This is a genomic window from Pseudonocardia sp. D17, assembly GCF_036984265.1.
GTDB classification, from domain to species: domain Bacteria; phylum Actinomycetota; class Actinomycetes; order Mycobacteriales; family Pseudonocardiaceae; genus Pseudonocardia; species Pseudonocardia benzenivorans.
Genome location: NZ_BPRG01000168.1, coordinates 133817 through 159924 on the forward strand (window position 1 = coordinate 133817; position 26108 = coordinate 159924).

Sequence of the window (26108 nt, forward strand, 5' to 3'; positions counted from 1 at the left end):
GGATCGCGCGTGCCGGCAGGATCGTGACGGCATGATGACGGCCGTCACGGACGTGGAGATCACTCGCGTCGCCGACGAGCCGGGCCTGCGGACCTGGTTCGACGTCGGCGCGGCCGCCGCCGCCCACGACCGGCCCGCCGACCCGCCCCCCTCGTGGGTGGAAACCCGGGCCGAGCTGACCCGGCCGTGGCCGCGCCGGGTCGTCGAACACTGGGTCGCCCGCCGCGACGGCGAGGCGGTCGGCGCGCTCTCGCTCGCGATGCCGACCCACGACAACGTGGGGTCCGCGCTCATCGACGGGGACGTCCTGCCCGCGCACCGGCGCAGGGGCATCGGCCGGGCACTGCTCGCGCGCGCCGCCGAACGCGCCCGCGCGCACAACCGGACCCGGCTGATCCTCGAGGTCCGCCGAGGTGGCGAGGGCGAGGCGCTGATGCGCGACGTCGGTGCCCGCGCGGCGCTGCACGACCGACGTCGCAGGCTGCCGCTGCCGCCCGCCGACCCGGCCGCGCTCGCCCGGCTCGAGGCCGAGGCCGTCGCCGCCGCACCCGGCTACACCGTGGTCGGGTGGGACGGTCCGACGCCGGCCGAGCACCTCGACGACATCGCTCGGCTGAGCGGCCGGATGTCGACCGACGCCCCGTTCGACGACCTGCACTGGGAGCCCGAGGCCTACGACGCCGCCCGCATCCGCGAGATCGACGCGGCACTCGCGGCGCGCGGCGTCACCGCCCTCGTCACCGCCGCGCGGGTGGGCGCCACCGGTCCGCTCGTGGCCTTCACCGTGCTCCTCCACCGGACCGAGGTCCCGTGGCACGCGGGGCAGGGCGACACGCTCGTCGAGCCCGCCCACCGCGGCCACCGCCTGGGCGCGCGGGTCAAGCTCGCCAACCTCGCCCGGCTCGCCGCGGCCGCACCCGGGGTGCGGGCCGTCGACACGTGGAACGCCGACTCCAACCCGTGGATGGTCGCGATCAACGAGGCGATGGGCTTCCGGCCGTACGACGCGTGGACGGAATGGGAGCTCGACGTGGAACCCGCCACAGATCCGTGACCGGTCCCGGATCTCGCGGGCGACGGGCGCGCGGGCGTCCGGCAGCAGGTCGGGGCGGCGACCGGACGTTCCGGGCGCCGTGGCGGAGCGGTGACTCCGGTTATCCGGAGGCTGTGAAGTCGGGCTCCCCGGCCTGTGCGGGCGGCCCGGACAGGGTGCACTGGGCACATGACGCCTTCCGCGACGTCCACCGTCCCGCCTCCGGCACGCTCCCCGCAGCCGCTGACCGACGGCCGCAAGAGCGGCCCGGAACACGCCCTCGTCATCACGTTCGTCGTGCTCCCGCTGCTGGCCGTCGCCGCAGCCGTCCCGCTCGCGTGGGGCTGGGGGCTCTCGGTCACCGACATCGCGATCGCGCTGGCGTTCTACGTCGTCAGCGGGCTGGGGATCACCGTCGGGTTCCACCGGCACTTCACCCACGGGTCCTTCCGCGCCAACCGGGGGCTGCGGATCGCGCTCGCCGTCGCGGGGAGCCTCGCGTTCCAGGGCACCGTGACCGGGTGGGTCGCCGACCACCGCCGCCACCACGCGTTCTCCGACAAGGCCGGTGACCCGCACTCGCCCTGGCTGTTCGGCACCGGCCCGCGTGCGCTGGCCCGCGGCATGTGGCACGCGCACGTCGGCTGGCTGTTCGGCCGCGACCGCACGAACGCCGCGCGCTTCGCCCCCGACCTGCTGGCCGACCGCGACGTCGTGCGTGTCGACCGGGCGTTCCTGCCGATCGCGGTCGCCTCGCTGCTGCTGCCCGGCGTGATCGGCGGCCTGGTGACGTGGTCGCTCACCGGGGCGCTGACGGCGATCTTCTGGGCGGGGCTCGTCCGGATCGCGCTGCTGCACCACGTCACGTGGTCGATCAACTCGATCTGTCACATGTGGGGCGACCGGCCCTTCGCCGCGCGCGACCGCTCGGTCAACGTCGCGTGGCTGGCGCTGGCGTCGTTCGGCGAGTCGTGGCACAACCTGCACCACGCCGACCCGACGTGCGCACGTCACGGGGTGAAGCGCGGCCAGATCGACATCTCCGCCCGGCTGATCCGGATCTTCGAGAAGCTGGGGTGGGCGACGGCGGTGCGCTGGCCCACCGAGCGCCGGCTGAGCCGCATGCGCGCTCAGGACGGCGCGAGCACCCGCAGCGCCGCCGGCCGGACCGTCACCGTGACCGACCCGGACGTGAGCGGCTCGCCGTCGGCGTGAACCGGCAGCGGGCGGTCGGCGTCGAGCTCGACCGTCCGCGCCCGTCGCACCTCGACGTCGGGCCGGCCGACGTGCGAGCCGTCGTAGACCTGGCGCATCGACGAGATCAGCGCCCAACGTGACGAGTCGCGGATCATCAGCACGTCGAGCAGCCCGTCGTCGACGACGGCCGACGGCACGATGTGCATTCCCGCGCCGTACCAGCCCGAGTTGGCGACGACGACCGACCAGCCCCGCTCGGCCCACTCGACGCCGTCGAGGACCAGCCGGAACCCCGCCGGACGCGTCGTGAGCAGCGCGCGGACCGCCGCGTAGGGATAGACGACGCGGCCCGGCACCCGCGGCCGCGCCGCGACGATCTCCGACGCGACCGAGTCGACCCCGGCGTAGACGCTCCCGAGCACGAGCCGGCCCGCGGCGTCGATGACGTCGACGGCGCGCTCGTGCCCGTCGCGCAGTACCGCGGCCGCGCCTGCGGGGTCGGTCGGGAGCCCGAGCTGGCGGGCGAAGTCGTTGCCCCGCCCGGCGGGGACGATGCCGAGCACTCCGCCCGCGGCGGCCACCGCACCGGCCACGGCGCCCGTGTGGCCGTCGCCGCCGACGGCGACCACGACGCGTCCGTCGCCGACCGCCCGCGTCGCGACCTCACGCGCGTGGGCGCCGTCGCGGGAGCCGACGACCTCGAGCGTGCCGCGCGGCAGCAACGTGACGAGCTCCGCGGCGACCTGCGCGCCGGCGCCGTGCCCCGCGGCCGGGTTGACGACCGCGGTGTACGCGGTCACGGCACGAGGACGCCGGGGTTGAGGATGCCGGCGGGGTCGAGCCGCGCCTTGACCGCGCGCAGCATCTCCACGCCCAGGGGCCCGATCTCGCGCTCCAGCCACGGCCGGTGCTCGACGCCGACGCCGTGGTGGTGGGTGAGCGTCCCGCCGCCGTCGACGATCGCGTCGGTCGCGGCCTTCTTCGCCGCTCCCCACGCGGCGACGGCGTTCTCCCGGGCCGCGGCCACGACGGTGAAGTACAGCGACGCACCCGTCGGGTAGACGTGCGAGACGTGGCACATCACCAGCGGCGGGGTGCCCTGCGCCGACAGCGACGCCGTCAGTGCCGCGGTCACGGCCTCCTTGAGCGCCACCAGCGTCGACCAGCTCGTCGCGGTCTCCAGGGTCTCGGCGATCGCGCCGGCGTCGAGCAGCGCGTCGCGCAGGTAGGGCGCGTCGAACCGGCCGGCGGCCCACCCCTCGCCGATCGCGTCGTCGAGCCGGGTGCCACCGGCGGCCGCGAGCGCCGCGGCCCCGGCGGCGGCGAACGGCTCGACACCGGCGCTGGTGCCGTCGTAGCCCGCGACGACGAGGCAGCCCCCGGCGGCCGGGTGGCCGTGCAGGCCGGCGTCGACTCCCGTCTCGGCCTCGTCGGACAGCCGCAGGACGGTCGGCAGGGGGCCGCGCTGGGCCAGCTCGCGCACGGCGGCCACGCCCTCGGCGAACGACCCGAACCGCCACGCCTGGTAGAGCGTGCGCTCCGGTGCCGGGTGCACCCGCACCGTGAGCTCGGTGATGACGCCGAAGGCGCCCTCCGACCCGAGGATCAGCTGCCGCAGGTCGGGTCCGGCGGCCGACGAGGGCCCCCGCCCCAGCTCGATCGTTCCCTCGGGGGTGGCGACCTTCAGCGCGAGGACCATCTCGTCGAACCGCCCGTAGCCGGCCGACGCCTGGCCGGCCGAGCGCGTCGCCGCGAACCCGCCGAGGCGCGCCCACTGGAACGACTGCGGGAAGTGACCGAGGGTGAACCCCTTGGCCGCCAGCAACTCCTCCGCCTCGACCGCGGGAGTGCCGGCCTGGAACGTCGCCGTCAGGGACTCGGCGTCGAGCGAGACGAGCCCCGTCATCCTGCGGACGTCGACGGCGACCAGCCCGCTGTAGCCCGCCCGGTCGGCGGCCAGCCCCCCGACGACGGAGGTCCCGCCACCGAACGGCACGACCGCGACCCGGCGGCGCGCGCAGGCACCCAGGACGCCGAGGGTCTCGTTGTGCGTCGCGGGCAGGACGACGGCGTCGGGGGCGCCGCTCGCGTCCCCCGCGCGCAGCCGGAGCAGGTCGGTGGTCGACCGGCCGGCGGCGTGCCGGATACGAGCGTCGCGGTGGCTGTGCAGGTTCGGCGGCCCGACGAACATCGCGAGCTCGCTCGACACCGCCATGTCGAGCTTCGGCGGCGGCAGCGTCACCTCGGAGAGCGCGACCGGCGGCCGTTCGGCGGGTTGCACACCGAGGGCCTGTTCGAGCAGGGTGACCACGCCCGGGGGGAGCGTGACGGCCTTCTCCGGGTCGCCCCACCCGGACCACAGCATGTCGCGGCGTCGCGGCTTCACCGTTACACTGTGACATGTGACGTCCAGTCGTAACAAGCCGGGGGTGTCCACCGTCCGGCTGGACGACGGCGCCGTGCTCGACGCGGCCCGCGCCTGCGTGCTCGACGTCGGCGTCCGGCGCACCACTCTCGCCGACGTCGCGCGCCGCGCAGGAGTCTCCCGGATGTCGCTGTACCGCCGGTGGAGCGGGATCGACGAGCTGGTCGGCGACGTGCTCACCCGCGAGCTGCACACCCTGACCGGCGATGCCCTCGACGGCGACCGCGCGGCGCTCGTGGCCCGCGTCGTCGAGGTCTGCGAGGCGCTGCGCCGGCACGGCCTCGTCCGCAAGATCGTCGACGTCGATCCCGAGCTGCTGCTGCCCTACGTCCTGCGCCGCCGCGGCCGCAGCACCGAGGCGATCGTCGACCGGCTGACCGTCGCGATCCTCGCCGCGCAGGCCGGCGGCACCGTCCGGCAGGGCGACGCCGGGCTGCTGGCCCGGTTCGTGCTGCTCACCGCCCAGTCCTACGTGCTCTCGGCCGGCGCCGTCGCCGCCGACGCACCCGCCGCCGGACTCCCCGGCGAGCTGGCCACGCTCCTCGACGGGTACCTGCGCCCGTGAGCGACGCCGCCGCGCCACCGACGGGCCCCGCGCCCGCCGGGACGTCGCTCAACCGGGCGCGCCGCGAGCGGGAGCTCGCCGCGCTCGCGGGCGGCGAGGTCGTCGACCTGCTCGTCGTCGGGCTCGGGGTGACAGGCGCGGGCGTCGCGCTCGACGCTGCGAGCCGCGGGCTCACCGTCGCCGCGATCGACGCGCACGATCTCGCCTTCGGGACGTCGCGGTGGAGCTCGAAGCTCGTCCACGGCGGGCTGCGCTACCTCGCGTCGGGCCGGGTCGGCGTCGCGTTCGCCAGCATGCGGGAACGCCGGGTGCTGCTGGAGACCGTCGCGCCGCACCTGGTCCGGCCGCTGCCGATGCTGCTGCCGGGCGACGGCAGGCGCGCGCTGCTCACCGGCGCCGGGCTGCGCGGCGCGGAGGTGCTCTCGCGGGCGGCCGGGACCCGGCGCGCCACGCTGCCCGCGCCGCGGCGCATCGGCCCGGCGGAGGCCCGCCTGCTCGTGCCCGCGCTGCGCGACACCGGCGAGGGCGCCTGGCTGTCCTGGGACGGCCAGCTCGTCGACGACGCGCGGCTGGTCGTCGCCCTCGCCCGGACCGCAGCGGGCCTGGGCGCCCGGATCCTCACCCGGTGCCGGGCCGTCACCGTCGCGGCCGACGGTGCGCTGGTGCACGACACCGTCGCCGACGCGCCCGTCCGGCTGCGCGCCCGCGCCGTCGTCAACGCCGCCGGGGTGTGGGCGGGTGGTCTCGTCGACGGGATCACGCTGCGCCCCTCGCGCGGCAGCCACGTCGTGCTGCCCGCCTCCGCCCTCGGCGACCCGCGGGGCGCGCTGACGGTGCCGATCGGCGGCTCGATGTCGCGCTACGCCTTCGCGCTCCCCCAGCCCGGCGGGCTCGTGTACCTGGGGATCACCGACGAGCCCGTCGAGGGCTCGGTCCCCGACGTGCCCGAGCCCACCGAGACCGAGATCGGGTTCCTGCTCGACGTGCTCAACTCCGCGCTCGACACGCCCGTGCGGCGCGACCAGGTGCTCGGCGCCTACGCCGGGCTGCGCCCGCTGCTCGACGACGGGCGCCACAGCGGTGCCGACCTCTCCCGCCGGCACGCCGTGCTGACCTCGCCGTCGGGGGTGGTGACGATCGTCGGCGGCAAGCTGACGACCTACCGCGCCATGGCCGCCGACGCCGTCGACACCGCGGTGAAGGTCCGCACGCTGGCCGCCGGGCCGAGCCGGACCGCGTCGTTGCCGCTGGTCGGTGCGGGTCCGGTCCCGCCGGGTGCGCCGCCGCGGCTCGTCGCGCGGTACGGCTCGGAGGCGGCCGAGGTCCTCGCCTGCGGCGATCCCGAGCCCGTCGCCGACGGGGTGCCGGTCAGCCCGGCCGAGCTGCGGTGGGGTGTGCTGCACGAGGGCGCGCTCGACGTCGACGACCTGCTCGACCGCCGCACCCGCGTCGGCCTCGTCCCGTCCCGCCGCGCCATGGCCGAACCGGCCGCCCGCGCCGCCCTGCGCCACTGAGGCTCGTCCCGCTGGCCCCTCCGAACGCAGGAACGGCACTTTCCCGCAACTGGGTTGCGGGAAAGTGCCGTTCCTGCAGAGTGAGAGGCGACCGGCGCACACGGCCTGCGGTCGCTCCTGAGGGTCTACGCGGGGAGGACCGCGGACAGCTCGCCCGCCGCGTCGGGGCCGTAGGCGTCGCGCAGGCGCTCCAGCCCGGCGGTGCGGTCGTAGGTCCACTCCTGCGGGCCGTCGGTCTCGAGCACCCAGACGGCGACGAGCGAGCCCAGCTGGGCGGCCCGCTCCAGCGACAGCCCGGCCGCGGTCGCGGCGAGGAAACCGGCGCGGAAGGCGTCGCCGACGCCGGTCGGGTCGACCTTGCCCGTCTCGGGCACGACGCCGACCTTCAGCTCGGTCCCGTCGCGCCGGACGATCTGCACGCCGTTCTCGCCGAGCGTCGTCACCCGGATGTCGACCTGCTCGCGCACCTGCTCGGCGGTCCAGCCGGTCTTGCGCAGCAGCAGCTCGAACTCGTAGTCGTTGGTCAGCAGGTAGCGGGCACCCTCGACGAGGCGGCGGATCTCCGGGCCGTCCATGCGGGCGAGCTGCTGGGACGGGTCGGCGGCGAAGGCGTAGCCGCGCTGGCGGCACTCGTCGGTGTGGCGCAGCATCGCCGCGGGGTCGTTGGCCCCGACGAGAACGAGGTCGATCCCCGCGTTGCGCGCGACGACGGGCGCGAGCTCGATGTCACGGGCCCGCGACATGGCGCCGGCGTAGAACGACGCGATCTGGCACATGTCGTCGTCGGTGGTGCAGACGAAGCGGGCGGTGTGCAGGTCGTCGTGGACGTGGACGCCGGCGGTGTCGACACCGTGGCGCTCCAGCCACGAACGGTAGTCGCCGAAGTCGGACCCGACGGCACCGACCAGCACCGGGGACTGCCCGAGCACGCCGAGCGCGAAGGCGATGTTGCCGGCGACGCCGCCGCGGCGGACCATCAGGTCGTCGACGAGGAAGCTCAGCGAGATGCGCTGGAGCTGTTCGGCGACGAGCTGGTCGGCGAACCTCCCCGGGAAGTGCATGAGGTGGTCGGTGGCGATGGAACCGGTCACGGCGACAGTCACGACGGGTCAGCCTACCCGCTGCACCCGCCGCCGACCGGGCCCACGACGCACGACGGCCCCCGTTCCGCCGAGGCGGAGCGGGGGCCGTCGAGACCGGTCCGTGAACCCGTGCGGCTCAGTTGAACGAGTCGCCGCAGGCGCACGAGCCGCCCGCGTTGGGGTTGTCGATCGTGAAGCCCTGCTTCTCGATGGTGTCGACGAAGTCGATCACCGCGCCCTGCAGGTACGGCGCGCTCATCCGGTCGACGCCCACCTTGAGACCGTGGAAGTCGCGGAACAGGTCGCCGTCGAGGCTGCGGTCGTCGAAGAAGAGCTGGTAGCGCAGGCCCGCACAGCCACCGGGCTGGACGGCGATGCGCAGGTGCATGTCGTCGCGGCCCTCCTGCTCGAGCAGGAGGCGCGCCTTGGTGGCGGCCGCATCGGTCAGCTCGACGCCGTGCGTCTCGGTGGACGCGGGAGCGTCGGTCTGGACGGTGTTCTCGACGGTCATGTCTCTCCCAACACACGCACGGGTCCCACTCATTCCCACCGGATCGCTCCGGTCGCAACCCAGTGTAGGCCCGCACGGGTGCTGGGGCGCGATCCCGGCGCCGCAGGGTGACACGACCCACGCCCGCCCCCGTCGTCGCAGGTCAGCGACTCCACTGGGCGGCGACCCTGGCCGCCAGGGCGGCGAGCGTGCCCTCCGGGTCGGCCATCGAGGCCTCGACGCCACCCGCGTCGTCGGCCACGGAGTACGCGGCGTCGACGCCCGCGGCGGCGGCCTCGCGCCGCCCGACCGACACCTGTCCGGCCAGCACCAGGCACGGCACGCCGCGGTCGGCGGCGGCCTGCGCGACGGTCGTCACGAGCTTGCCGCGCAGCGACTGCCAGTCGAAGCTGCCCTCCCCCGTCACCGCGAGACCCGCACCGTCGCCGGCCAGGCCGTCGAGCGCGGCGTCGAGCCCGACGAGCTCACGCACCAGCCCGGCCCCCGACACCCGCCGGGCGCCCAGCGCGAGCAGCGCGGCACCCATCCCGCCGGCGGCGCCCGCGCCCTGCTCGTCGCGGACGTCGGCGCCCAGTGCGGCGGCCAGCGCCCCCGCGAAGACCGCCAGCGCGGCGTCGAGCTCGGCGACCGTCGCGTCGTCGGCCCCCTTCTGCGGCCCGAACACCGCTGCCGCGCCATGGCGGCCGAGCAGCGGGTTGTCGACGTCCGCGGCCGCGACGAGGACCGCCGCGCCGAGGTCCGGGCGGCCCTCCAGACGCGCGCACCGGGCCAGCGCCGCGCCCCCGTCGGGCAGCGGTGTGCCGTCGGCGTCGACGGCCGTGGCGCCGAGCGCCGCGAGCATGCCCGCGCCGCCGTCGGTCGTCGCCGAACCACCGAGTCCGACGACGATCTCGCGCGCGCCGGCGTCGCGGGCCGCGGCGATCAGCTCGCCCACGCCGCGCGTGGTGGCGCGCCGGGCGACGTCGGGGGTGCGGTCGGGCCGCGGCACGTGCTGCAGTCCGCAGGCCGACGCGGACTCGACGTAGGCGACGTCGTCGACCTGCAGCCACGCGCCCTCGACCGGCTCGCCGAGCGGCCCGGTCACCGTCAGCGTGTGCAGCGTCCCGCCGAGCGCGGTGTGCAGCACGTCGAGGAAGCCGGTACCGCCGTCGGCCAGCGGTAACGACAGCACCTCGTCGCCGGGGACGGCCTCGCGCCACCCCCGCGCGATCGCCGCCGCCGCGCCGGACGCGCTCAACGTCCCGCCGAATGAGTCTGGAGCCACCACCACCCGCACGTCACGCAGGCTATCGGCCGTACCCTGTGGGCCGTGAGGTTCCTGCGCCGCTCCGACGAGACCACGGGCAACGACGCCGCCGGTACGGCCGTCGACGCCGCCGACACCGCGCAGGACGTTCCGGACGATCCGCCGGCCAAGGGCCACACCCCCGGCAAGGGCCGGCCGACCCCGAAGCGCCGCGACTCCCAGTCGGCGGCCCGCCGTCCCGCGACGCCGGCGCCCCGCACCCGCAAGGAGGCGTCGGAGTACGCGAAGGCCAACCGGCCCAGCAAGGACGCGCGCCGCGCCGCCGCGGCCGAGCGCCGGGCCCGGATGGACGCGGGCGACGACCGCTACCTGCTGCCGCGCGACCGCGGCCCGGTGCGGGCCTACATCCGCGACGTCATCGACTCGCGGCCGCACCTGATCGGCATGTTCATGCCGCTCGCGGTGCTGGTGCTGGTCGCCGTCGTGCTGCCGATCCCGGCGATCCAGCAGTACCTCAGCCTGTTCTGCCTGCTCGCGCTGATCGTGATGATCGGCGAGGGGGTACTGCTGGGGATGTCGGTCACGCGCAAGGCGCGCGCGAAGTTCCCCTCCGAGGACATCCGTGCGCTGAGCACGTCCTGGTACTGCTTCACGCGCGCGAGCCAGGTGCGCAAGCTGCGGACGCCGAAGCCGCGGGTGCAGCGCGGCGCCACCGTCTGACGGTGTCCGCCACGCTGGTCCTCGGAGGCACCCGGTCGGGCAAGTCGGCGCACGCCGAGGCGCTGCTGCCCGCGGGCGTGCCCGTCCGCTACTGCGCGACGGCCCGGCGCATCCCGGGCGACGCCGACTGGGACGCGCGCATCGCCGCGCACCGCGACCGGCGGCCCGCGCACTGGACGACGGTCGAGGACCCCGACCTCGTCGCCGAGCTCTCCCGGCCCGCGACGCTGCTCGTCGACGACATGGCGACCTGGCTGACCGGTGTCCTCGACGACGCGGGGGCCTGGACCGCTCCCGCGACCCCGGGGCAGGTCGGGGCCGCGGTCGAGGCGCTGGTCGGCGCCGTCGCCACGAGCCCGGGCCGCGCGGTGCTGGTCTCGGCGGAGGTCGGGCTCGGGGTCGTCCCGGAGACCCGCGCCGGCCGACTCTTCCGCGACGAGCTCGGTGCGCTGAACTCGGCGCTCGCCGCGGTGTGCGACGACGTCGTGCTGCTCGTGGCCGGGCTGCCGCTCCGGCTGAAATGACGGCCCGGTAGGAAGACGGCGTGGTCAACTCTGCCGTCGAGGACCTGCCGACCGTGCCCGAGCCGAGCGTCGAGGCGCGCCGCGAGGCCGTCGCGCGCCACGACGCGCTCGCCGTCGCCGTCGGGGGGCTGGGCCGGCTCGCCGAGCTGGGGTGCTGGCTCGCGTCGGTGCAGGGCACCTGCCCGCCGCACGCGCCGCTGCGCCCGCGGGTCGTCGTCGTCGCCGCCGACCACGGGATCGCGGCCGCCGCCGTGTCCGCCTACCCGGCCGGGACGACGGCACTGCAGGTCACGGCCGCACGCGACCGGACGATGCCGGCGGCGGTCGTCGCGCCGGTGGCGTCGGCGTCGGTGCGGATCGTCGACGCCGGGCTCGACGACCCGGGCGCCCCGGACGCCGCCGAGCCGCGCTATCGGGTGCGCCGCGGCAGCGGGCGCATCGACGTCGAGGACGCGCTGACCGAGGACGAAACCGACGCCGCGCTGCGCATCGGCCGGGCGCTCGCCGACGAGGAGGTCGACGCGGGCGCGGACCTGCTGGTCCCGGGCTCGCTCGGGGTCGGCGCGACGACCGCCGCGTCGACGCTCGTCGCGGCCGTCACCGGGATCGAGCCGGTCGCCGTCGTCGGGCGCGGGAGCGGGATCGACGACAACACGTGGATGCGCAAGGCGGCCGCGGTGCGCGACGCGCTGCGCCGGACCCGGCCCGTGCGCCGCGACCCGGTCGGGCTGCTGCGCACCGCCGGCGGCGCGGACATCGCCGTGCTCACGGGGTTCCTGCTGCAGGCCTCGCTGCGGCGGACGCCGGTCCTGCTCGACGGGCTCGTCGTCACCACCGCCGCGCTGCTCGCCGAGCAGCTCGCGCCGGGTGCGCGCCGGTGGTGGCTGGCCGGGCAGCGCTCCCCCGAGCCCGCCGTCGGCCCGCTGCTCGAACGGCTGGCCCTCGAGCCCGTGCTCGACCTCGGGATCCGGCTGGGCGACGGCACGGGTGCGCTGGCCGTCGTCCCGATGCTGCAGATGGCCGCCAGGCTGCTGGCCGACACCGCGCCCCGGGCCTCGGCGGCGACCGGCACGTGACCGCCTGGCGCGGGCTCGCGCTCGCCCTGTCGTGGCTGACGGTGCTGCCGGTCCGCGCCGGCACCGGGAGCGCTCCCGCCGCCGGGGTCGCCGCGGCGGCGATCCGGTGGGCGCCGGTCGTCGGCGCACTGGTCGGCGCGGTGTCGGGGGCGCTCGCCTGGGGCCTGGTCGCCGCCGGGGTGCCGACGCTCGTCGCCGGCCTGCTCGGCGTGGCCGCGGGGGTGCTGGCGACGCGGGGCATGCACGTCGACGGGCTCGCCGACACCGCCGACGGACTCGGCTGCTACGGCCCGCCGGAGCGGGCGCTGGCCGTCATGCGCGACGGCGGCGCCGGCCCGTTCGCGGTGGTGACGCTGCTCGTCGCGCTCGGGGCGCAGGCCGCCGCGCTGGCCGCGGTGGCGCCGCTGGGCCCGGCCGTCGCGACGGCGGCCGGTGCGCTCGCCGCGGCGACGGGCCGGGCGGGTTTCGCCTGGTGCGCGCGCCGCGGGGTGCCGGCGGCCCGACCGGGCGGGCTGGGCGCGTCCGTCGCGGGCTCCCAGCCGTGGTGGGTGGCCGCCGCCTGGTGGGTGCTGCTCGCGGCGGCCGCGGCGCTGCTCGTCCCGGCCCGGTGGCCGGGGGTGCTGGGCGTCGCGGCGGCGGCGGTGCTCGTCGTGGGGCTCTCGGCGCACACCCGCCGGCGGTTCGGCGGCATGACCGGCGACGTGCTCGGCGCCGCGTCCGAGCTCGGCGTCACCGCCGTGCTCGTCGTGCTCTCCGCCGCGCTCTGATCGGGCTGATCGGACGGGCGTGTCAGGCGCGGTACAGCGTCGTCATCCAGGAGTGGGTGTCCGGCGCGACGCCGCGCTGGATGTCGGTGAGCAGCTTGCGCAGCTGCAGCGTGACCGGGCCCGGCTCGCCGTTGCCGACGACGACCTCGCCACCGGGGTGCTTGACCTTGCCGATCGGCGTGATCACCGCGGCGGTCCCGCAGCCGAACACCTCGGTGATCGTCCCGTCGGCGGACCCCTGCAGCCACTCGTCGCCGGAGATCCGGCGCTCGGTGACCTCGCAGCCGATCTCCTTGGCCAGCACCAGCAGCGAGTCGCGGGTGATGCCGGCGAGGATGCTCCCGGTCAGCGAGGGCGTGACGATCTCGGCGTGGTCGCCCGAGCCGATGACGAAGAACAGGTTGTTCGAGCCCATCTCGTCGACCCAGCGACGCTCCTCGGCGTCGAGGTAGGCGACCTGCGCACAGCCGTGGGCCGCGCCCTGGGCCTGCGGCAGCAGCGACGCCGCGTAGTTGCCGCCGCACTTCGCGCCACCCGTGCCGCCGAGGGCCGCGCGCGTGTAGTCGGTCGAGAGCCAGACGTCGACGGGCTTCACCCCGCCGGTGAAGTACGGGCCTGCGGGGGCGGCGATCAGCGCGTAGAGGTACTCCGCGGACGGCCGCACCCCCAGCCCGACCTCGGTGGCGAGCATGAACGGCCGCAGGTAGAGCGAGTCCTCGGTGCCGGCCTCGGGCACCCACGCGTGGTCGACGGCCATCAGCTCGCGCAACGACGCGAGGAACAGCTCGTCGGGCAGCTCGGCCATCGCCATCCGGGCCGCCGACGCGCGGAACCGGGCGGCGTTGGCCTCGGGCCGAAACGACGCGACGGACCCGTCGGGCTGGCGGTAGGCCTTGAGCCCCTCGAAGATCTCCTGGCCGTAGTGCAGCACCATCGAGGCGGGGTCGAACGAGAGCGGGCCGTAGGGGACGACGGCCGGGTCGTGCCAGCCACGGGTCTCGGTCCACCGCACGGTGACCATGTGGTCGGTGAAGAACCGGCCGAACCCGGGGTCGGCCAGGATCTCCGCCCGGCGCTCGTCGGACACCGGGGCGGGGTTCATGGTGCGGGTGAAGGCCGTCGCGCTCATGGCAGAACGGTAACCCGCCGGGCAAGCCTGCCCATCGCGTGTCCGAACACCCGGTCGCCGGACGGCGGCGCCCGGTCAGTCGCCGGACGGCCGGGGCCGCGCCGACCACTGCGCGACCATCGTGCACAGCACCCAGCCACCGGCGAGCGCCGCGGCGGTGACCAGCACCGTCGGCAGCGGCAGCAGCACCGCCAGCCCGACGCAGAGCACGAGGCCGAGCGCGGAGAGCCAGGCCGGCCAGTGCCGGCGGGCCCGCGGCAGCCGCAGCGCCGCGACGTCGATCAGCGCGTAGTGCACGAGCGTCGCGCACGCGGACAGCGTGATCGCCGCGACCGGTCCCGCGAACAGCGCCACGACGAGGGCCAGCACCGCGCCCGCGAGGTCGGCGACCCACGGCGTCGACCGGCTGCCGACCTTGGTGAACACCCGCGGCAGCTCGCCCTGCGAGGCCATCTCCCGCATCGTCCGGCCGGTCACGACCAGCACCGACAGCAGCGCGGCGCCCGACGCCACGGCCGCCCCGATCCGGACCAGCACACCGAGTGCCGGCGCCTGCCCGGTGTCGACCAGCGCGACCAGCGGCGCGTGCTCGGCCGCGACCCGGTCGGCGCCCAGCCCGACGAGCAGCGCGCCCGCCACCGCCACGTAGGTGAGCGTGAGGATCGTGAAGACGATGACCATGGAGCGGCGCAGGGAACGCTCGGGATCGCGCAGCTCCTCGCCGATCGTCGCGACGCGCGAGTACCCGGCGAACGCGAAGAAGACGAGCCCGGCGGCCGTCACGACGCCGACGGGCCCCGTGATCACCTGCACCGGGACCGGGGTGTCGCCGACCGGGGACGCGGACACGCCCGTCGACCCACCGGGGCCCAGCAGCCCGACGACGACCACCACCGCGAGCACCGCCAGGGTGCCGCCGACGAGCAGCCACGCGGTGCCCGGCGACCAGCGCACGCCCGACACCGTGAGCGCACCCACCACCGCGATCACCACGACCGCGCAGATCAACGGCTGCGCGGGCAGCACGTACGTGCCGAACACCCCCGCCGCCGCGGCGGCCGAGGACACCTTGCCGACGAGTGACGCCACCCCGGCGAGCCGGCCGACCCCCGGCGAGAGCTGCTCGCGCGTGTAGACGTGCCCGCCGCCGCTCTCCGGGTGCGCGACCGCGAGATCGGCCGCGGACGCCGCGTTGCACAGTGCGGTGACCGCTGCGAGGGCCACCGCGAGCAGCAGCCACCGCCCCGCCGCAGCCGCGGCCGGGGAGAACACCGCGAAGACACCGGCGCCCAGCATCGCCGCCAGACCGAGGGCGACCGCGTCGGCGGTTCCGAGGCGCCGGGTCAGAGACGACAACACGCCCACAGCCTTGCATCCGGGCCCGTCCGGCCGGGCCCCGTCGAGGTGTCATTAGCATTTCGAAGCGGTCTCACGTCGCCCCACGTGCGGGCCGCGGCACCGTCGCCGGCCCGGCACCCGGTCGGCCCCTCTCTCGCGACAAGGAGCCCCGTGACCACCGAACTGCGCACCAGCACCGCCTCCGCCGCCGAGGTCGAGGCCGACGCCGTCGTCGTCGGGCTGCTGCCCGGGTCCGGCGACGCCGGACCGTCGCTCGCCGCGGGTGCCGAGGCCGTCGCGGCCGCGTTCGGCGACGGCGACGAGCTCGTCACCGAGCTGGCGCTCGTCGGGGCGACGGGCAAGGCCGAGGAGGTCGTGCGGCTGGCCGCGCGCGGGGCCGTCGCCGCACCCGTCGTCGTCGGGGTCGGGCTGGGCAGGCCCGGCGCGGACGGGGCGCCCGACGCCGAGCAGGTGCGCCGGGCTGCGGGGGCGGTGAGCCGCACGCTGGCGGGCACCGGGCACGTCGCGAGCACCCTGGGCGCGATCGACCTCGCGGCCGCCGCGGAGGGCGCGCTGCTCGGGGCGTACACGTTCCAGGAGTACCGCGGCGGCGACGGCGGTACGCGTCCCGTCGGGAAGATCACGTTGCTGGCCGGTCCCGACACCGACGGCGCCGAGGAGACGGCGACGACCGCCGCGGCCGTCGCGGGCGCCGTCGCCACCGCGCGCGACCTCGTCAACACCCCGCCCAACGACCTGTTCCCCGACTCGTTCGCGCGCCGGGCCCGCGAGCTGGGCGAGGCGGCCGGGCTCGAGGTCGAGGTGCTCGACGACGCCGCGCTCGCCGAAGGCGGCTACGGCGGCATCCTCGGTGTCGGGCAGGGCTCGTCGCGCAAGCCGCGGCTGGTGCGGCTGTCCTGGGCGGGCGGCGACTCGCCCCGGGCGAAGGTCGCCCTCGTCGGCAAGGGGATCACGTTCGACACCGGCGGCATCTCGATCAAGCCCGCTGCGGGCATGGACCACATGACCTCGGACATGTCCGGCGCCGCGGCCGTCGTCGCGACGACGGTGCTCGCCGCCCGGCTCGACCTGCCCGTCGCGGTCACCGCGACCGTGCCGATGGCCGAGAACATGCCCAGCGACACCGCCTACCGCCCCGGCGACGTGCTGCGGATGTACGGCGGCAAGACCGTCGAGGTGCTCAACACCGACGCCGAGGGCCGGCTGATCCTGGCCGACGCGATCGTCCGCGCCGCCGAGGACGACCCCGACTACCTCGTCGAGACCTCGACGCTGACCGGCGCGCAGATGGTCGCGCTCGGCACCCGCACCGCCGGGATCATGGGCTCCGACGCGTTCCGCGACCGCGTCGCCGCGCACGCCCGGACCACCGGCGAGGGCGGCTGGGCGATGCCGCTGCCCGAGCACCTGCGCCCGGAACTCGACTCGCGGATCGCCGACCTCGCCAACGTCACCGGCGCCCGGTGGGGCGGCATGCTCGCGGCCGGGATCTTCCTGGGCGAGTTCGTGCCCGAAGGGCTCCAGTGGGCGCACGTCGACATCGCGGGCCCGGCGTTCAACACCGGCGGCGCGTGGGGCTACACCGGCAAGGGCGGCACCGGCGTGCCCGTCCGCACGCTGTGGGCGCTGCTCACCGACATCGCCGAGAACGGCTGAGAACGGCTGAGAACGCCCGGCGGTCACCGCTGCGGGTCGTCGCGATCCTGCAGGTCGGCACGGCGGCGACGCTCGCGCAGCACCCGCTCGCGGGCGTCGTGGTCGCGCATCCGCTGCGGGTAGCCGACGAGCTGCACGTCGTAGACCGGGATCCGCAGCGACCGCCCCAGCTTGCGGGCGGCCTGCGGGCCGGCGACCCGCCGCCGCGTCCAGGAACCGTCGGAGGCGACCATCACCACGGTCGTGTCGGTCACAGTGGTCCTCGGCTCGACGAACGCCTCGACGCCGTGGTGGGCCGCCGCCCACGCCCGCAGATGTGCTTCCTCCGCCTCCGGGATGTGCCGGCCCCCGCGCACGCGCCGCGCCCCCCGCAGCCTGTTGACCAGGCCCATCGCGTCACCTCCGCCCGACGGCCCCGGCGCCCGCCCTCGCGGGCCCGGATCACGCCGCCGCTGTGCTGCCTCACGCGTCCAACGGAGCGGGGCGGTGATTTTCTCCCGGCGGCCCTGCCCCCACCGCGGCGTCGCCGAATGACAAGATGAGCGCGCCTGTGGCGCGAGACCCGCGCCCAGCACCTCGAGGAGGAGCCGAACGTGTCCGAGCGCAACGCCGACCTGGTCGTTCTCGGAGGAGGGTCCGGCGGCTACGCCGCCGCGCTGCGCGCCGCCGAGCTGGGCATGTCCGTCGTGCTGGTCGAGAAGGACAAGCTGGGCGGCACGTGCCTGCACCGCGGCTGCATCCCGACCAAGGCCCTGCTGCACGCCGCCGAGGTCGCCGACGCCGCGGCCGAGGGCTCCAAGATCGGTGTCCGGTCCACGTTCGACGGTGTCGACATGGCCGGCGTCAACTCCTACAAGGACGGTGTCGTCGGCAGGCTCTACAAGGGACTGCAGGGGCTGGTGAAGTCCCGCAGGATCGAGCTGGTGCAGGGCACGGGCACGTTCGTCGCGCCCAACGCGGTCGACGTGGCCGTCGACGGCGCGGTGGACCGCTACGTGGGCCGCAACGTCGTGCTCGCGACGGGGTCCTACGCACGCAGCCTCCCCGACCTCGAGATCGGCGGCCGGATCATCACCTCCGACCAGGCGCTGACCCTCGAGGAGGCCCCGAAACGGGTCGTCGTGCTCGGCGGCGGCGTGATCGGGGTCGAGTTCGCCAGCGTGTGGCGGTCGTTCGGGGCGGAGGTCACCGTCGTCGAGGCGCTGCCGCGGCTGGTCCCCAACGAGGACGAGTTCTCCTCGAAGCTCCTCGAGCGCGCGTTCCGCAAGCGCAAGATCGCCTTCAAGACCGGGGTCCGGTTCACCGGCGCCAAGCAGGACGACAACGGGGTGACCGTCAGCCTCGAGTCCGGCGAGGAGATCGAGGCCGACCTGCTGCTCGTCGCCGTCGGCCGCGGCCCCAACACCACCGGCCACGGATACGAGGAGGCCGGGGTCCGGATGGAGCGCGGCTTCGTCCTCACTGACGACCGCCTGCGCACCAACCTGGACGGCGTCTACGCCGTCGGCGACATCGTCCCCGGCCTGCAGCTGGCCCACCGCGGGTTCGCGCAGGGCATCTTCGTCGCCGAGGACATCGCCGGCCTCGCTCCCGCCCCGATCGACGAGGCCGGCATCCCGCGGGTCACCTACTGCGAGCCGGAGGTCGCCTCGGTCGGGCTGACCGAGGAGCAGGCCCGCGAGCGCCACGGCGAGGTGCAGACGCTGACCTACGACCTCGGCGGCAACGGCAAGTCCCAGATCCTGCAGACGTCGGGCGCGATCAAGCTGGTCAAGGCCGGCCCCGCCGGCACCCCGGGCCCGGTCGTCGGGCTGCACATGGTCGGCGCCCGGGTGGGTGAGCTGATCGGGGAGGCGCAGCTGATCTACAACTGGGATGCTCAGGCCGAGGACGTCGCCGCGCTGATCCACGCCCACCCGACCCAGAACGAAGCACTCGGCGAGGCCCACCTCGCCCTCGCCGGCAAGCCGCTGCACACCCACGGCTGACGGCTGCCGACACCCGCACACGACGCGACACGCACAAGAGGAGCTCCGACCCGCCATGGCCTTCTCCGTCCAGATGCCCGCCCTCGGTGAGAGCGTCACCGAGGGCACGGTCACCCGCTGGCTCAAGCAGGAGGGCGACCGGGTCGAGGTCGACGAGCCACTGCTGGAGGTCTCGACCGACAAGGTCGACACCGAGATCCCGTCGCCCGCGGCCGGCGTCCTGCAGCGCATCGTCGCCGCCGAGGACGAGACCGTCGAGGTCGGCGCCGAGCTGGCTGTGATCGGTGACGCCGACGAGGCGGCCGGTGGCGGGTCCGACTCCGGCGGCGGCGCGGGCACCGCGCAGGCCGAGCCCGAGCCCGCCGCCGAGCCCGAGCCCGAGCCGGCCGCGCAGGCCGAGCCCGCCGCGACGGCCGAGCCGGAGCCGGCGGCCGCGTCGTCCGGGTCGGGCTCGGGCGGCTCCGGCGGCGGGTCCCCCGTCTCGATGCCGGAGCTGGGCGAGAGCGTCACCGAGGGCACGGTCACCCGCTGGCTCAAGCAGGTCGGCGACACCGTCGAGGTCGACGAGCCGCTCGTGGAGATCTCGACCGACAAGGTCGACACCGAGATCCCCTCGCCGCTCGCGGGAACCCTGCTGGAGATCACCGTCGGCGAGGACGAGACGGTCGAGGTGGGTGCGCAGCTCGCCCTGATCGGCGACGGCTCGGCCGCCGCTGCCGCCCCGTCCGCTCCCGCCGAGAAGCCGCAGGGGGCCCCCGCACAGGAGACGAAGGCGGAGGAGCCCGCGCAGCAGGCCCCGGCGCAGCAGGCCGCCCCGGCGGAGCCCGAGCCGGCCGCGACGCAGGACGCGCCCCGGCAGAGCGAACCGGCCGCGAGCAGCAGCAACGGGAGCGACAACGGCGATGCGGCCGGTGGCGACCGCATCCCCTACGTGACCCCACTCGTGCGCAAGCTCGCCGCGGAGAACGACGTCGACCTGGCGACGCTGCAGGGCAGCGGCGTCGGCGGCCGCATCCGCAAGCAGGACGTGCTGGCCGCCGCCGAGAAGGCCGCGGAGAAGGCCGCCCCGGCGGCTCCCGCGCCGGTCCCGGCCGCCCCCGCCGCTCCCGCACAGCCGGCCGCGAGCGGCGCGCCGCGCACCCCGACGGCGGTCCCGCAGCGTGCCGACGGCGCGCCCCAGCCGGGCACCACCGTCAAGATGCCGCGGCTGCGCCAGGTCATCGCGCAGCGGATGCGCGAGTCGCTCGCCGTCTCGGCCCAGCTGACGACGGTGCAGGAGGTCGACGTCACCCGCGTCGCCAGGCTGCGCGCCGCGGCGAAGGCCGAGTTCGAGGCCCGCGAGGGCGTCAAGCTCACGTACCTGCCGTTCTTCGCCAAGGCCACCATCGAGGCGCTGCGGGCGTTCCCGCAGGTCAACGCGTCGATCAACGAGGAGACCAAGGAGGTGACCTACCACGGCGCCGTGCACCTGGCGATCGCGGTCGACACCCCCCGCGGCCTGCTCGTCCCGGTGATCAAGAACGCCGAGGAGCTCAACATCGCGGGCCTGGCCCGGCACATCGCCGACGTGGCCGCCCGCACCCGGGCCAACAAGATCGGTCCCGACGAGCTGTCCGGCGGCACGTTCACGATCACCAACATCGGCAGCGCGGGCGCCCTGTTCGACACCCCGATCATCAACCAGCCGCAGGTCGCGATCCTGGGCACCGGGGCGATCGTCAAGGAGCCCAAGGTCGTCGCGGGCGCGGACGGCGAGGACGTCATCGCCATCCGCTCGGTCTGCTACCTGCCGCTGACCTACGACCACCGCCTCGTCGACGGTGCCGACGCCGGCCGCTTCGTCAGCGCCGTCAAGGCCCGCCTCGAGGAGGGCGCGTTCGAGTCCGACCTGGGCCTGTAGGCATCGACGGTCCGGCGGCCCCCGGCGGGCGCCGGGCCGCTCCGGTCGCGGGCCGCGGTGGGCTCGGGAAGGATCACGGGCGTGCGCGTGGTCGTCGCCGGTTCGTCCGGTCTCATCGGTACCAGCCTGGTGTCCGCGTTGCGCGCGGCCGGGCACGACGTCGTACGGCTCGTGCGGCGGGCTCCGTCGGCCCCCGACGAGCGCGGCTGGGACCCACCCGCCGGCCGCATCGACGACGGCACGTTCGACGGTGCCGACGCCGTGGTCAACCTGGGCGGGGTCGGGATCGGCGACCGCCCCTGGAGCGGTTCGCGCAAGCAGGCGATCCGCGACAGCCGCAACGTCCCGACCGAGGTGCTCGCCCGCGCCGTCGCCGAGCACGGCGTCCCGACGCTGGTCAGCGGGTCGGCCGTCGGCTACTACGGCGACGCGGGCGACCGCGCCGTCACCGAGTCCGCGCCGTCGGGTGGCGGCTTCCTCGCCGACGTCTGCCGTGACTGGGAGGCGGCCACCGCGCCCGCGTCCGAGGCGGGCGCACGCGTGGTGCTGCTGCGCACCGGGCTGGTGCTGTCGCGGTCGGGTGGGCTGCTCGCTCCGATGAAGGTGGTGTGGCGGCTCTGTCTCGGCGCCCGGCTGGGCACCGGGCGGCAGTACATGTCGTGGGTCTCCCTCGACGACGAGGTCGGCGCGATCGTGTTCGCGATCGAGCACCCGGAGCTGTCCGGGCCCGTCAACGTCACCGGGCCGACGCCCGTCACCAACCGGGAGCTGACGCGCACGCTCGCCAAGGCCCTCGGGCGCCCGGCGCCGTTCGCCGTGCCGGCCGTCGTGATCCGCTCCGTGCTCGGCGAGATGGGCGAGGAGATGCTGCTGTTCGGGCAGCGGGCCGTGCCGAAGGCACTGCTCGACGCGGGCTTCCGGCACCGCCACGAGACAGTGACCGAGGCCCTCGCCGCGGCGGTCTGACGGACCGTCCGCTGACGTACTGTGGGGCCATGTCCGACACGCTGATCTCGGTCCCCACCACCACCCGCAGCTGCCGCGCCGGCACGGGTCCCGTGCAGACCGAGGTCATCGAGCGGATCGGCTACCTCGAGGCGTGGGACCGCCAGCGCGAGCACGCCGCGGCCCGCCGCGAGGGCACCGGCCCCGACGTGCTGATGCTGCTGGAGCACGACTCGGTGTACACCGCGGGCAAGCGGACGCGCCCGTCCGACCGGCCCACCGACGGCACCCCGGTCATCGACGTCGACCGCGGCGGCCTGATCACCTGGCACGGCCCGGGCCAGCTCGTCGGCTACCCGATCATCGCGCTGACCGAGCCGCTCGACGTCGTCGACTACGTGCGCCGGCTGGAGGAGGCCCTGATCCGGGTCTGCCACCAGCTCGGTCTGACCTCCGCCGGCCGCGTCGCCGGCCGCAGCGGGGTGTGGCTGCCCGCCGAGGGCGGCCGTCCTGAGCGCAAGGTGGCCGCGATCGGCGTCCGCGTCCAGGGCGGGGTCACCCTGCACGGGTTCTCCGTCAACTGCGACGCCGACCTCTCCGCCTTCGACAAGATCGTCCCGTGCGGGATCAGCGACGCGGGCGTCACGTCGCTGTCGCTGGAGCTGGGCCGGCGGGTGTCGGTCGCGGAGGTCCGCGGCCTCGCCCACGACGCCGTCCTCGCCGCGCTGGAGGGCACCCTCCCGGTCGTCGAGCACGTCGTCGAACGACCGGCGGCGCCCGCCGGCATCGACCTGCGGCTGGACCCCCGGCTGCGCTGACCGTCCCCGGTCGACCCCGCCCGAGCGGTGCGGCGGTTTACCGCTCGGGGTTCCCGCTCCCGGCCGGGGGCGGTGTGTCGGGCGACGCGCCGCCGGCGGCCGCCGGGCCCGTGTCCCCGGCTGCCGGCGCCGTCCCGCTCCCGGCGACCGCGCTGATCGCCGACCGGAGCCGGAACGCCCAGACCACGACGACGATGCCGAACACGAGTGCGTAGATCCCGGCGATCCACAGCAGGCTGACGAGACCGATCTTCGGCCACACCAGCAGCAGGATGCCGAACACGATGCTCAGGATCCCGGCCGCGAGCATCCAGCCCCAGGTCGTGGACCCGTTGCGGCGCATCGCCAGCGACTCGGAGATCTGGGCGATGCCGTTGACGATGCTCCAGAACGCGATCACGAACAGGATCGCCAGCACCGTCACGCCGGGCCACACGAACGCGACGATGCCCGCCGCGACCGAGATCACGCCCTGCACGACGTGCCAGCCCCAGTGGTTGTCCTGGGACCGGTGCCGGATGCCGGCGACGACGGCGGTGACGCCGTCGAGCACCGCGTAGATGCCGAACACGAACACGAGCGCGAGCAGCGCCGTGCCGGGCGTGAACAACAGGATGAGTCCGAAGAGGATCCCCAGGATCCCCCTGAGCAGCACGAGCCACCACACGCCGCGCGCGATCGACTCCACACCGGACACAGCGCTGGATCCAGGGACCGTCATGCGAGCAGAACGTACCCGACCGCGCCCGCCGGGCCAGCCCCCGAAAGGGGACCGCTCACCCCAGCTGGGGCACGACCTCCGTCGCGACGAGCTCGATCTGGTCGAGGTCGTTCAGGTCGAGCAGCTGTAGGTAGACACGGGAGATCCCGGTCTGCTCGCGCCACCGCCCGAGCCGGTCGACCGCCTCGGCGGGCGAGCCCGCGAGCCCCTCGGCACGCACCTGCGCCTCGTCGCGCCCGATCGTCAGCGCCCGCGCGGCGACCTCGGCGTCGGTCCGCCCGACGCAGACGGTCAGCGCGATGGACCGCACGATCTCACCGGGATCCCGGTCGATCTCGGCGCAGGCCGCCGCCACCCGCTCGAACTGCGTCGAGACGAGGTCCGGGGCCGCGAAGGGCACGTTGAACTCGTCGGCGTAGCGGGCCGCGAGAGCGGGCGTCCGGGTGGCGCCGCGGCCACCGATGACGACCGGCGGGCGGGGCTGCTGCACCGGCTTGGGCAGCGCGGGCGAGTCGACGACGGTGTAGTGCTTGCCGGAGAAGGAGAACCGGTCTCCGGGCAACGTCTCCCACAGCCCGGTGACGACCGCGAGCTGCTCGGCGAAGCGGTCGAAGCGCTCCCCGAGCGACGGGAACTCCAGCCCGTAGGCGAGGTGCTCGGCCTCGAACCAGCCGGTGCCCAGGCCCAGCTCGACGCGCCCGCCGGACATCCGGTCGACCTGCGACACCGAGATCGCCAGCGGGCCGGGGTGGCGGAACGTCGCGGCGGTGACCAGCGTCCCGAGCCGGATGCGCGAGGTCTCCCTCGCGAGGCCGGCGAGCGTGATCCAGGCGTCGGTCGGGCCGGGCTCACCGCTGACGTCGCCCATGGCGAGGTAGTGGTCGGAGCGGAAGAAGGCGTCGTAGCCGGCGTCCTCGGCGGCCCGCGCGACGCGCAGCAGGTCGTCGTAGTCGGCACCCTGCTGCGGCTCGGTGAAGATCCGGAAGTCCACGGCGTCAACGCTAGCCCCGCGCGGCGCGGGCCGCCGAGGCCGTCCGCGCGACGGTCCGTGGTCGTCCGTGCAGCTCCGGGCAGCACTCAGGGCAGCACTCAGGGCAGCACTCACGGCAGCGCCGTGCCGAGATCGCGCGGCGTAACCTTGCGGGCGTGACGATCGCACCCGAAGGTCGCAAGCTGCTCCGTCTCGAGGTCCGCAACAGCGAGACCCCGATCGAGCGCAAGCCGTCGTGGATCCGCACCCGTACCCGCACCGGCCCGCAGTACACCGAGCTCAAGGGTCTGGTCCGCACCGGCGGCCTGCACACCGTCTGCGAGGAAGCCGGCTGTCCCAACATCTACGAGTGCTGGGAGGACCGCGAGGCCACGTTCCTCATCGGCGGCGAGCAGTGCACGCGACGCTGCGACTTCTGCCAGATCGACACCGGCAAGCCCGCCGAGCTCGACCGCGACGAGCCCCGCCGGGTCGCCGAGTCCGTCGCCCAGATGGGCCTGCGCTACTCGACCGTCACCGGCGTCGCGCGCGACGACCTGCCCGACGGCGGCGCCTGGCTCTACGCCGAGACGGTCCGCCAGATCCACGCGCTCAACCCCGGCACCGGCGTCGAGCTGCTGATCCCCGACTTCACCAACACCGACGCCCAGCTCACCGAGGTCTTCGACGCCCGCCCCGAGGTGCTGGCGCACAACCTCGAGACCGTCCCGCGGATCTTCAAGCGCATCCGCCCGGCGTTCCGCTACGACCGCTCGCTGCAGGTCATCACCAAGGCCCGGACGGCCGGCCTGGTCACCAAGTCCAACCTCATCCTGGGCATGGGCGAGACCCCCGACGAGGTCACCGCCGCGCTGGCCGACCTGCACGAGGCCGGCTGCGAGATCATCACGATCACCCAGTACCTGCGTCCCTCGGCCCGGCACCACCCCGTCGAGCGCTGGGTCAAGCCCGAGGAGTTCGTGGAGCACGCCGAGACCGCCGAGCGGATCGGCTTCGCCGGGGTGATGGCCGGGCCGCTGGTGCGCTCGTCCTACCGCGCCGGGCGGCTCTACGCCCAGACAGTCGCGGCCCGCGGTGAGGAGCTCTCCCCGAACCTCGCCCACCTCGCGAGCGAGGGCGCTGCCGCGCAGGAGGCTCGGTCCCTGCTCGCCGGGAGTTAAGACGTATCCTGGCCCCCATGGCCGGTAAGCCCGACAAGGCGGCGAGGAGCGCGGCGAAGCGCGAGCGTCGCGCCGCATCCAAGCAGCGACGTTCCCAGATCTTCGAGGCGTTCAAGATGCAGCGCCGCGAGGACAAGCTGCTCATCCCGCTCATGGTGGGCGCGGTCGTGCTCGGTGGCGCGCTCGGGTTCGTCATCGGGCTGTTCTGGCACCTGCAGTGGTTCACGCTGCCGCTGGGCATCGCGGTGGGCGCGCTCGGGGCCGTCAGCATCTTCGGCCGCCGGGTGCAGCGCACCGTCTACGGCAAGGCAGAGGGCCAGCCCGGGGCCGCGGGCTGGGCGCTGGACAATCTGCGCGGCCAGTGGCGGGTCACCAGCAGCGTCAGCGGCAACACCCACCTCGACGCGGTGCACCGGGTCATCGGCCTGCCCGGCGTCATCCTCGTCGGCGAGGGCAGCCCGCACCGGGTTCGCCCGCTGCTCGCGCAGGAGAAGAAGCGCACCGCCCGCGTCGTGGGCAACACGCCGATCTACGACATCGTCGTCGGCAACGGCGACAACGAGGTGCCGCTGTCGAAGCTGCACACCCACCTGCGCAAGCTGCCGCGCAACATCGACCGCAAGCAGATGGACTCGCTCGAGACGCGGCTGGCCGCCCTCGGCACGCGCACCGGCACCGCCGCGATGCCCAAGGGCCCGCTGCCGCAGGGCGCCAAGATGCGCAGCGTGCAGCGCACGGTCCGGCGGCGCTGACCGGCGTCCGCCTCGCTCTCCGGCCCGTC

At 75.3% G+C, this 26108-nt stretch carries 25 protein-coding genes; 15 read left to right on the forward strand and 10 right to left on the reverse strand.

All coding sequences use genetic code 11. The annotated features are described in order from the left end of the window. Window positions 1–31: 31 nt before the first annotated feature. Window positions 32–1054, forward strand: a complete 1023-nt coding sequence (locus PSD17_RS24335; RefSeq protein ID WP_339124661.1) for a GNAT family N-acetyltransferase — start codon at window positions 32–34, stop codon at window positions 1052–1054. 168 nt (window positions 1055–1222) lie between these two features. After that, entirely contained in the window at window positions 1223–2248 is a 1026-nt protein-coding gene (locus tag PSD17_RS24340; RefSeq protein ID WP_013676614.1) for an acyl-CoA desaturase, read from the forward strand. Here PSD17_RS24340 and PSD17_RS24345 read toward each other — a convergent pair. Together PSD17_RS24345 and PSD17_RS24350 are read right to left on the reverse strand one after the other, a co-directional pair. After that, window positions 2164–3030: a diacylglycerol/lipid kinase family protein gene (locus PSD17_RS24345; RefSeq protein ID WP_339124662.1), complete on the reverse strand. Its 867-nt coding sequence runs from the start codon at window positions 3028–3030 to the stop codon at window positions 2164–2166. The two genes, PSD17_RS24340 and PSD17_RS24345, sit on opposite strands and share 85 nt — an antisense overlap. Next, complete coding sequence (locus PSD17_RS24350) at window positions 3027–4595, reverse strand: FAD-binding oxidoreductase (protein ID WP_379653207.1); 1569 nt, start codon at window positions 4593–4595, stop codon at window positions 3027–3029. Before PSD17_RS24350 ends, PSD17_RS24345 begins: the two co-directional genes overlap by 4 nt. Window positions 4596–4632: 37 nt before the next feature. Between PSD17_RS24350 and PSD17_RS24355 the strand changes: the two genes are divergently transcribed. Together PSD17_RS24355 and PSD17_RS24360 are read left to right on the forward strand one after the other, a co-directional pair. Beyond that, on the forward strand, window positions 4633–5220 hold the full coding sequence (locus PSD17_RS24355) for a TetR/AcrR family transcriptional regulator (protein ID WP_199796708.1): 588 nt from the start codon (window positions 4633–4635) through the stop codon (window positions 5218–5220). Continuing rightward, window positions 5217–6734 carry a glycerol-3-phosphate dehydrogenase/oxidase gene (locus tag PSD17_RS24360; protein ID WP_339124664.1) on the forward strand — a complete coding sequence of 506 codons (1518 nt, stop codon included), beginning with the start codon at window positions 5217–5219 and terminating at the stop codon, window positions 6732–6734. Before PSD17_RS24355 ends, PSD17_RS24360 begins: the two co-directional genes overlap by 4 nt. Window positions 6735–6859: 125 nt before the next feature. Here the strand turns inward: PSD17_RS24360 and PSD17_RS24365 are convergent, their stop codons facing one another. The 3 genes from PSD17_RS24365 to PSD17_RS24375 form a co-directional block, all read right to left on the reverse strand. Beyond that, complete coding sequence (locus PSD17_RS24365) at window positions 6860–7795, reverse strand: carbohydrate kinase family protein (protein ID WP_339124703.1); 936 nt, start codon at window positions 7793–7795, stop codon at window positions 6860–6862. A gap of 157 nt (window positions 7796–7952) precedes the next feature. Next, window positions 7953–8327, reverse strand: a complete 375-nt coding sequence (locus PSD17_RS24370; RefSeq protein ID WP_013676620.1) for a HesB/IscA family protein — start codon at window positions 8325–8327, stop codon at window positions 7953–7955. A 142-nt stretch (window positions 8328–8469) separates the two neighbouring features. Then, on the reverse strand, window positions 8470–9591 hold the full coding sequence (locus tag PSD17_RS24375; protein ID WP_233899122.1) for a glycerate kinase family protein: 1122 nt from the start codon (window positions 9589–9591) through the stop codon (window positions 8470–8472). A 45-nt stretch (window positions 9592–9636) separates the two neighbouring features. Between PSD17_RS24375 and PSD17_RS24380 the strand changes: the two genes are divergently transcribed. From PSD17_RS24380 to PSD17_RS24395, 4 genes are read left to right on the forward strand one after another with little or no spacing between them, the layout of a single operon-like run. Further along, the gene (locus PSD17_RS24380) at window positions 9637–10293 is read left to right on the forward strand and encodes a DUF3043 domain-containing protein (RefSeq protein ID WP_013676622.1); all 657 of its coding nucleotides are present in this window, start codon (window positions 9637–9639) and stop codon (window positions 10291–10293) included. Between the two features lie 2 nt (window positions 10294–10295). Then, entirely contained in the window at window positions 10296–10817 is a 522-nt protein-coding gene (locus tag PSD17_RS24385) for a bifunctional adenosylcobinamide kinase/adenosylcobinamide-phosphate guanylyltransferase (RefSeq protein WP_013676623.1), read from the forward strand. A 20-nt stretch (window positions 10818–10837) separates the two neighbouring features. Continuing rightward, window positions 10838–11893, forward strand: coding sequence for a nicotinate-nucleotide--dimethylbenzimidazole phosphoribosyltransferase (locus tag PSD17_RS24390; RefSeq protein WP_013676624.1), 1056 nt, complete (start codon window positions 10838–10840; stop codon window positions 11891–11893). Further along, a complete protein-coding gene (locus PSD17_RS24395) occupies window positions 11890–12660 on the forward strand; it encodes an adenosylcobinamide-GDP ribazoletransferase (RefSeq protein WP_013676625.1) in 771 nt (256 codons plus the stop codon). Before PSD17_RS24390 ends, PSD17_RS24395 begins: the two co-directional genes overlap by 4 nt. A 22-nt stretch (window positions 12661–12682) precedes the next feature. Here the strand turns inward: PSD17_RS24395 and PSD17_RS24400 are convergent, their stop codons facing one another. Further along, complete coding sequence (locus PSD17_RS24400) at window positions 12683–13789, reverse strand: branched-chain amino acid aminotransferase (protein WP_339124668.1); 1107 nt, start codon at window positions 13787–13789, stop codon at window positions 12683–12685. Between the two features lie 75 nt (window positions 13790–13864). Beyond that, on the reverse strand, window positions 13865–15148 hold the full coding sequence (locus PSD17_RS24405) for an APC family permease (RefSeq protein WP_339124669.1): 1284 nt from the start codon (window positions 15146–15148) through the stop codon (window positions 13865–13867). Between the two features lie 150 nt (window positions 15149–15298). Between PSD17_RS24405 and PSD17_RS24410 the strand changes: the two genes are divergently transcribed. Then, window positions 15299–16804, forward strand: coding sequence for a leucyl aminopeptidase (locus tag PSD17_RS24410; protein ID WP_103383446.1), 1506 nt, complete (start codon window positions 15299–15301; stop codon window positions 16802–16804). Window positions 16805–16827: 23 nt separating this feature from the next. On the opposite strand, the gene PSD17_RS24415 is transcribed toward PSD17_RS24410, so the two are convergent. After that, complete coding sequence (locus PSD17_RS24415) at window positions 16828–17196, reverse strand: hypothetical protein (protein WP_013676629.1); 369 nt, start codon at window positions 17194–17196, stop codon at window positions 16828–16830. Between the two features lie 201 nt (window positions 17197–17397). Between PSD17_RS24415 and lpdA the strand changes: the two genes are divergently transcribed. The 4 genes from lpdA to lipB all read left to right on the forward strand — a co-directional run bounded on the left by lpdA (window position 17398) and on the right by lipB (window position 22455). Beyond that, on the forward strand, window positions 17398–18792 hold the full coding sequence (gene lpdA / locus PSD17_RS24420; protein ID WP_103383447.1) for a dihydrolipoyl dehydrogenase: 1395 nt from the start codon (window positions 17398–17400) through the stop codon (window positions 18790–18792). A 55-nt stretch (window positions 18793–18847) separates the two neighbouring features. Continuing rightward, complete coding sequence (gene sucB / locus PSD17_RS24425; RefSeq protein WP_339124670.1) at window positions 18848–20692, forward strand: 2-oxoglutarate dehydrogenase, E2 component, dihydrolipoamide succinyltransferase; 1845 nt, start codon at window positions 18848–18850, stop codon at window positions 20690–20692. Between the two features lie 81 nt (window positions 20693–20773). Further along, a complete protein-coding gene (locus PSD17_RS24430; RefSeq protein WP_339124671.1) occupies window positions 20774–21658 on the forward strand; it encodes a TIGR01777 family oxidoreductase in 885 nt (294 codons plus the stop codon). 29 nt (window positions 21659–21687) lie between these two features. Continuing rightward, window positions 21688–22455 (forward strand): lipoyl(octanoyl) transferase LipB, encoded by a 768-nt coding sequence (lipB, locus tag PSD17_RS24435; RefSeq protein WP_106096883.1) that lies wholly within the window; start codon window positions 21688–21690, stop codon window positions 22453–22455. Between the two features lie 37 nt (window positions 22456–22492). Here the strand turns inward: lipB and PSD17_RS24440 are convergent, their stop codons facing one another. Together PSD17_RS24440 and PSD17_RS24445 are read right to left on the reverse strand one after the other, a co-directional pair. Then, window positions 22493–23176 (reverse strand): HdeD family acid-resistance protein, encoded by a 684-nt coding sequence (locus tag PSD17_RS24440; RefSeq protein ID WP_234027969.1) that lies wholly within the window; start codon window positions 23174–23176, stop codon window positions 22493–22495. Window positions 23177–23231: 55 nt separating this feature from the next. Then, window positions 23232–24167, reverse strand: coding sequence for an LLM class F420-dependent oxidoreductase (locus tag PSD17_RS24445; protein WP_339124672.1), 936 nt, complete (start codon window positions 24165–24167; stop codon window positions 23232–23234). Between the two features lie 155 nt (window positions 24168–24322). On the opposite strand from PSD17_RS24445, the gene lipA reads away from it, so the two are divergent. Together lipA and PSD17_RS24455 are read left to right on the forward strand one after the other, a co-directional pair. Then, window positions 24323–25327, forward strand: a complete 1005-nt coding sequence (lipA, locus tag PSD17_RS24450; protein WP_339124673.1) for a lipoyl synthase — start codon at window positions 24323–24325, stop codon at window positions 25325–25327. 17 nt (window positions 25328–25344) lie between these two features. Continuing rightward, window positions 25345–26079 carry a DUF4191 domain-containing protein gene (locus PSD17_RS24455; protein ID WP_339124674.1) on the forward strand — a complete coding sequence of 245 codons (735 nt, stop codon included), beginning with the start codon at window positions 25345–25347 and terminating at the stop codon, window positions 26077–26079. Window positions 26080–26108: the final 29 nt, after the last annotated feature.

Bases quoted from the DNA above. Each gene is read 5' to 3' on its own strand.
- lipB (WP_106096883.1), top strand. From the start codon at position 21,688: ATGTCCGACACGCTGATCTCGGTCCCCACCACCACCCGCAGCTGCCGC.
- PSD17_RS24440 (WP_234027969.1), bottom strand. From the start codon at position 23,176: ATGACGGTCCCTGGATCCAGCGCTGTGTCCGGTGTGGAGTCGATCGCG.
- sucB (WP_339124670.1), top strand. From the start codon at position 18,848: ATGGCCTTCTCCGTCCAGATGCCCGCCCTCGGTGAGAGCGTCACCGAG.
- PSD17_RS24400 (WP_339124668.1), bottom strand. From the start codon at position 13,789: ATGAGCGCGACGGCCTTCACCCGCACCATGAACCCCGCCCCGGTGTCC.
- PSD17_RS24350 (WP_379653207.1), bottom strand. From the start codon at position 4,595: ATGCTGTGGTCCGGGTGGGGCGACCCGGAGAAGGCCGTCACGCTCCCC.
- PSD17_RS24455 (WP_339124674.1), top strand. From the start codon at position 25,345: ATGGCCGGTAAGCCCGACAAGGCGGCGAGGAGCGCGGCGAAGCGCGAG.
- PSD17_RS24335 (WP_339124661.1), top strand. From the start codon at position 32: ATGATGACGGCCGTCACGGACGTGGAGATCACTCGCGTCGCCGACGAG.
- PSD17_RS24340 (WP_013676614.1), top strand. From the start codon at position 1,223: ATGACGCCTTCCGCGACGTCCACCGTCCCGCCTCCGGCACGCTCCCCG.
- PSD17_RS24365 (WP_339124703.1), bottom strand. From the start codon at position 7,795: ATGCACTTCCCGGGGAGGTTCGCCGACCAGCTCGTCGCCGAACAGCTC.
- PSD17_RS24415 (WP_013676629.1), bottom strand. From the start codon at position 17,196: ATGGGCCTGGTCAACAGGCTGCGGGGGGCGCGGCGCGTGCGCGGGGGC.
- PSD17_RS24370 (WP_013676620.1), bottom strand. From the start codon at position 8,327: ATGACCGTCGAGAACACCGTCCAGACCGACGCTCCCGCGTCCACCGAG.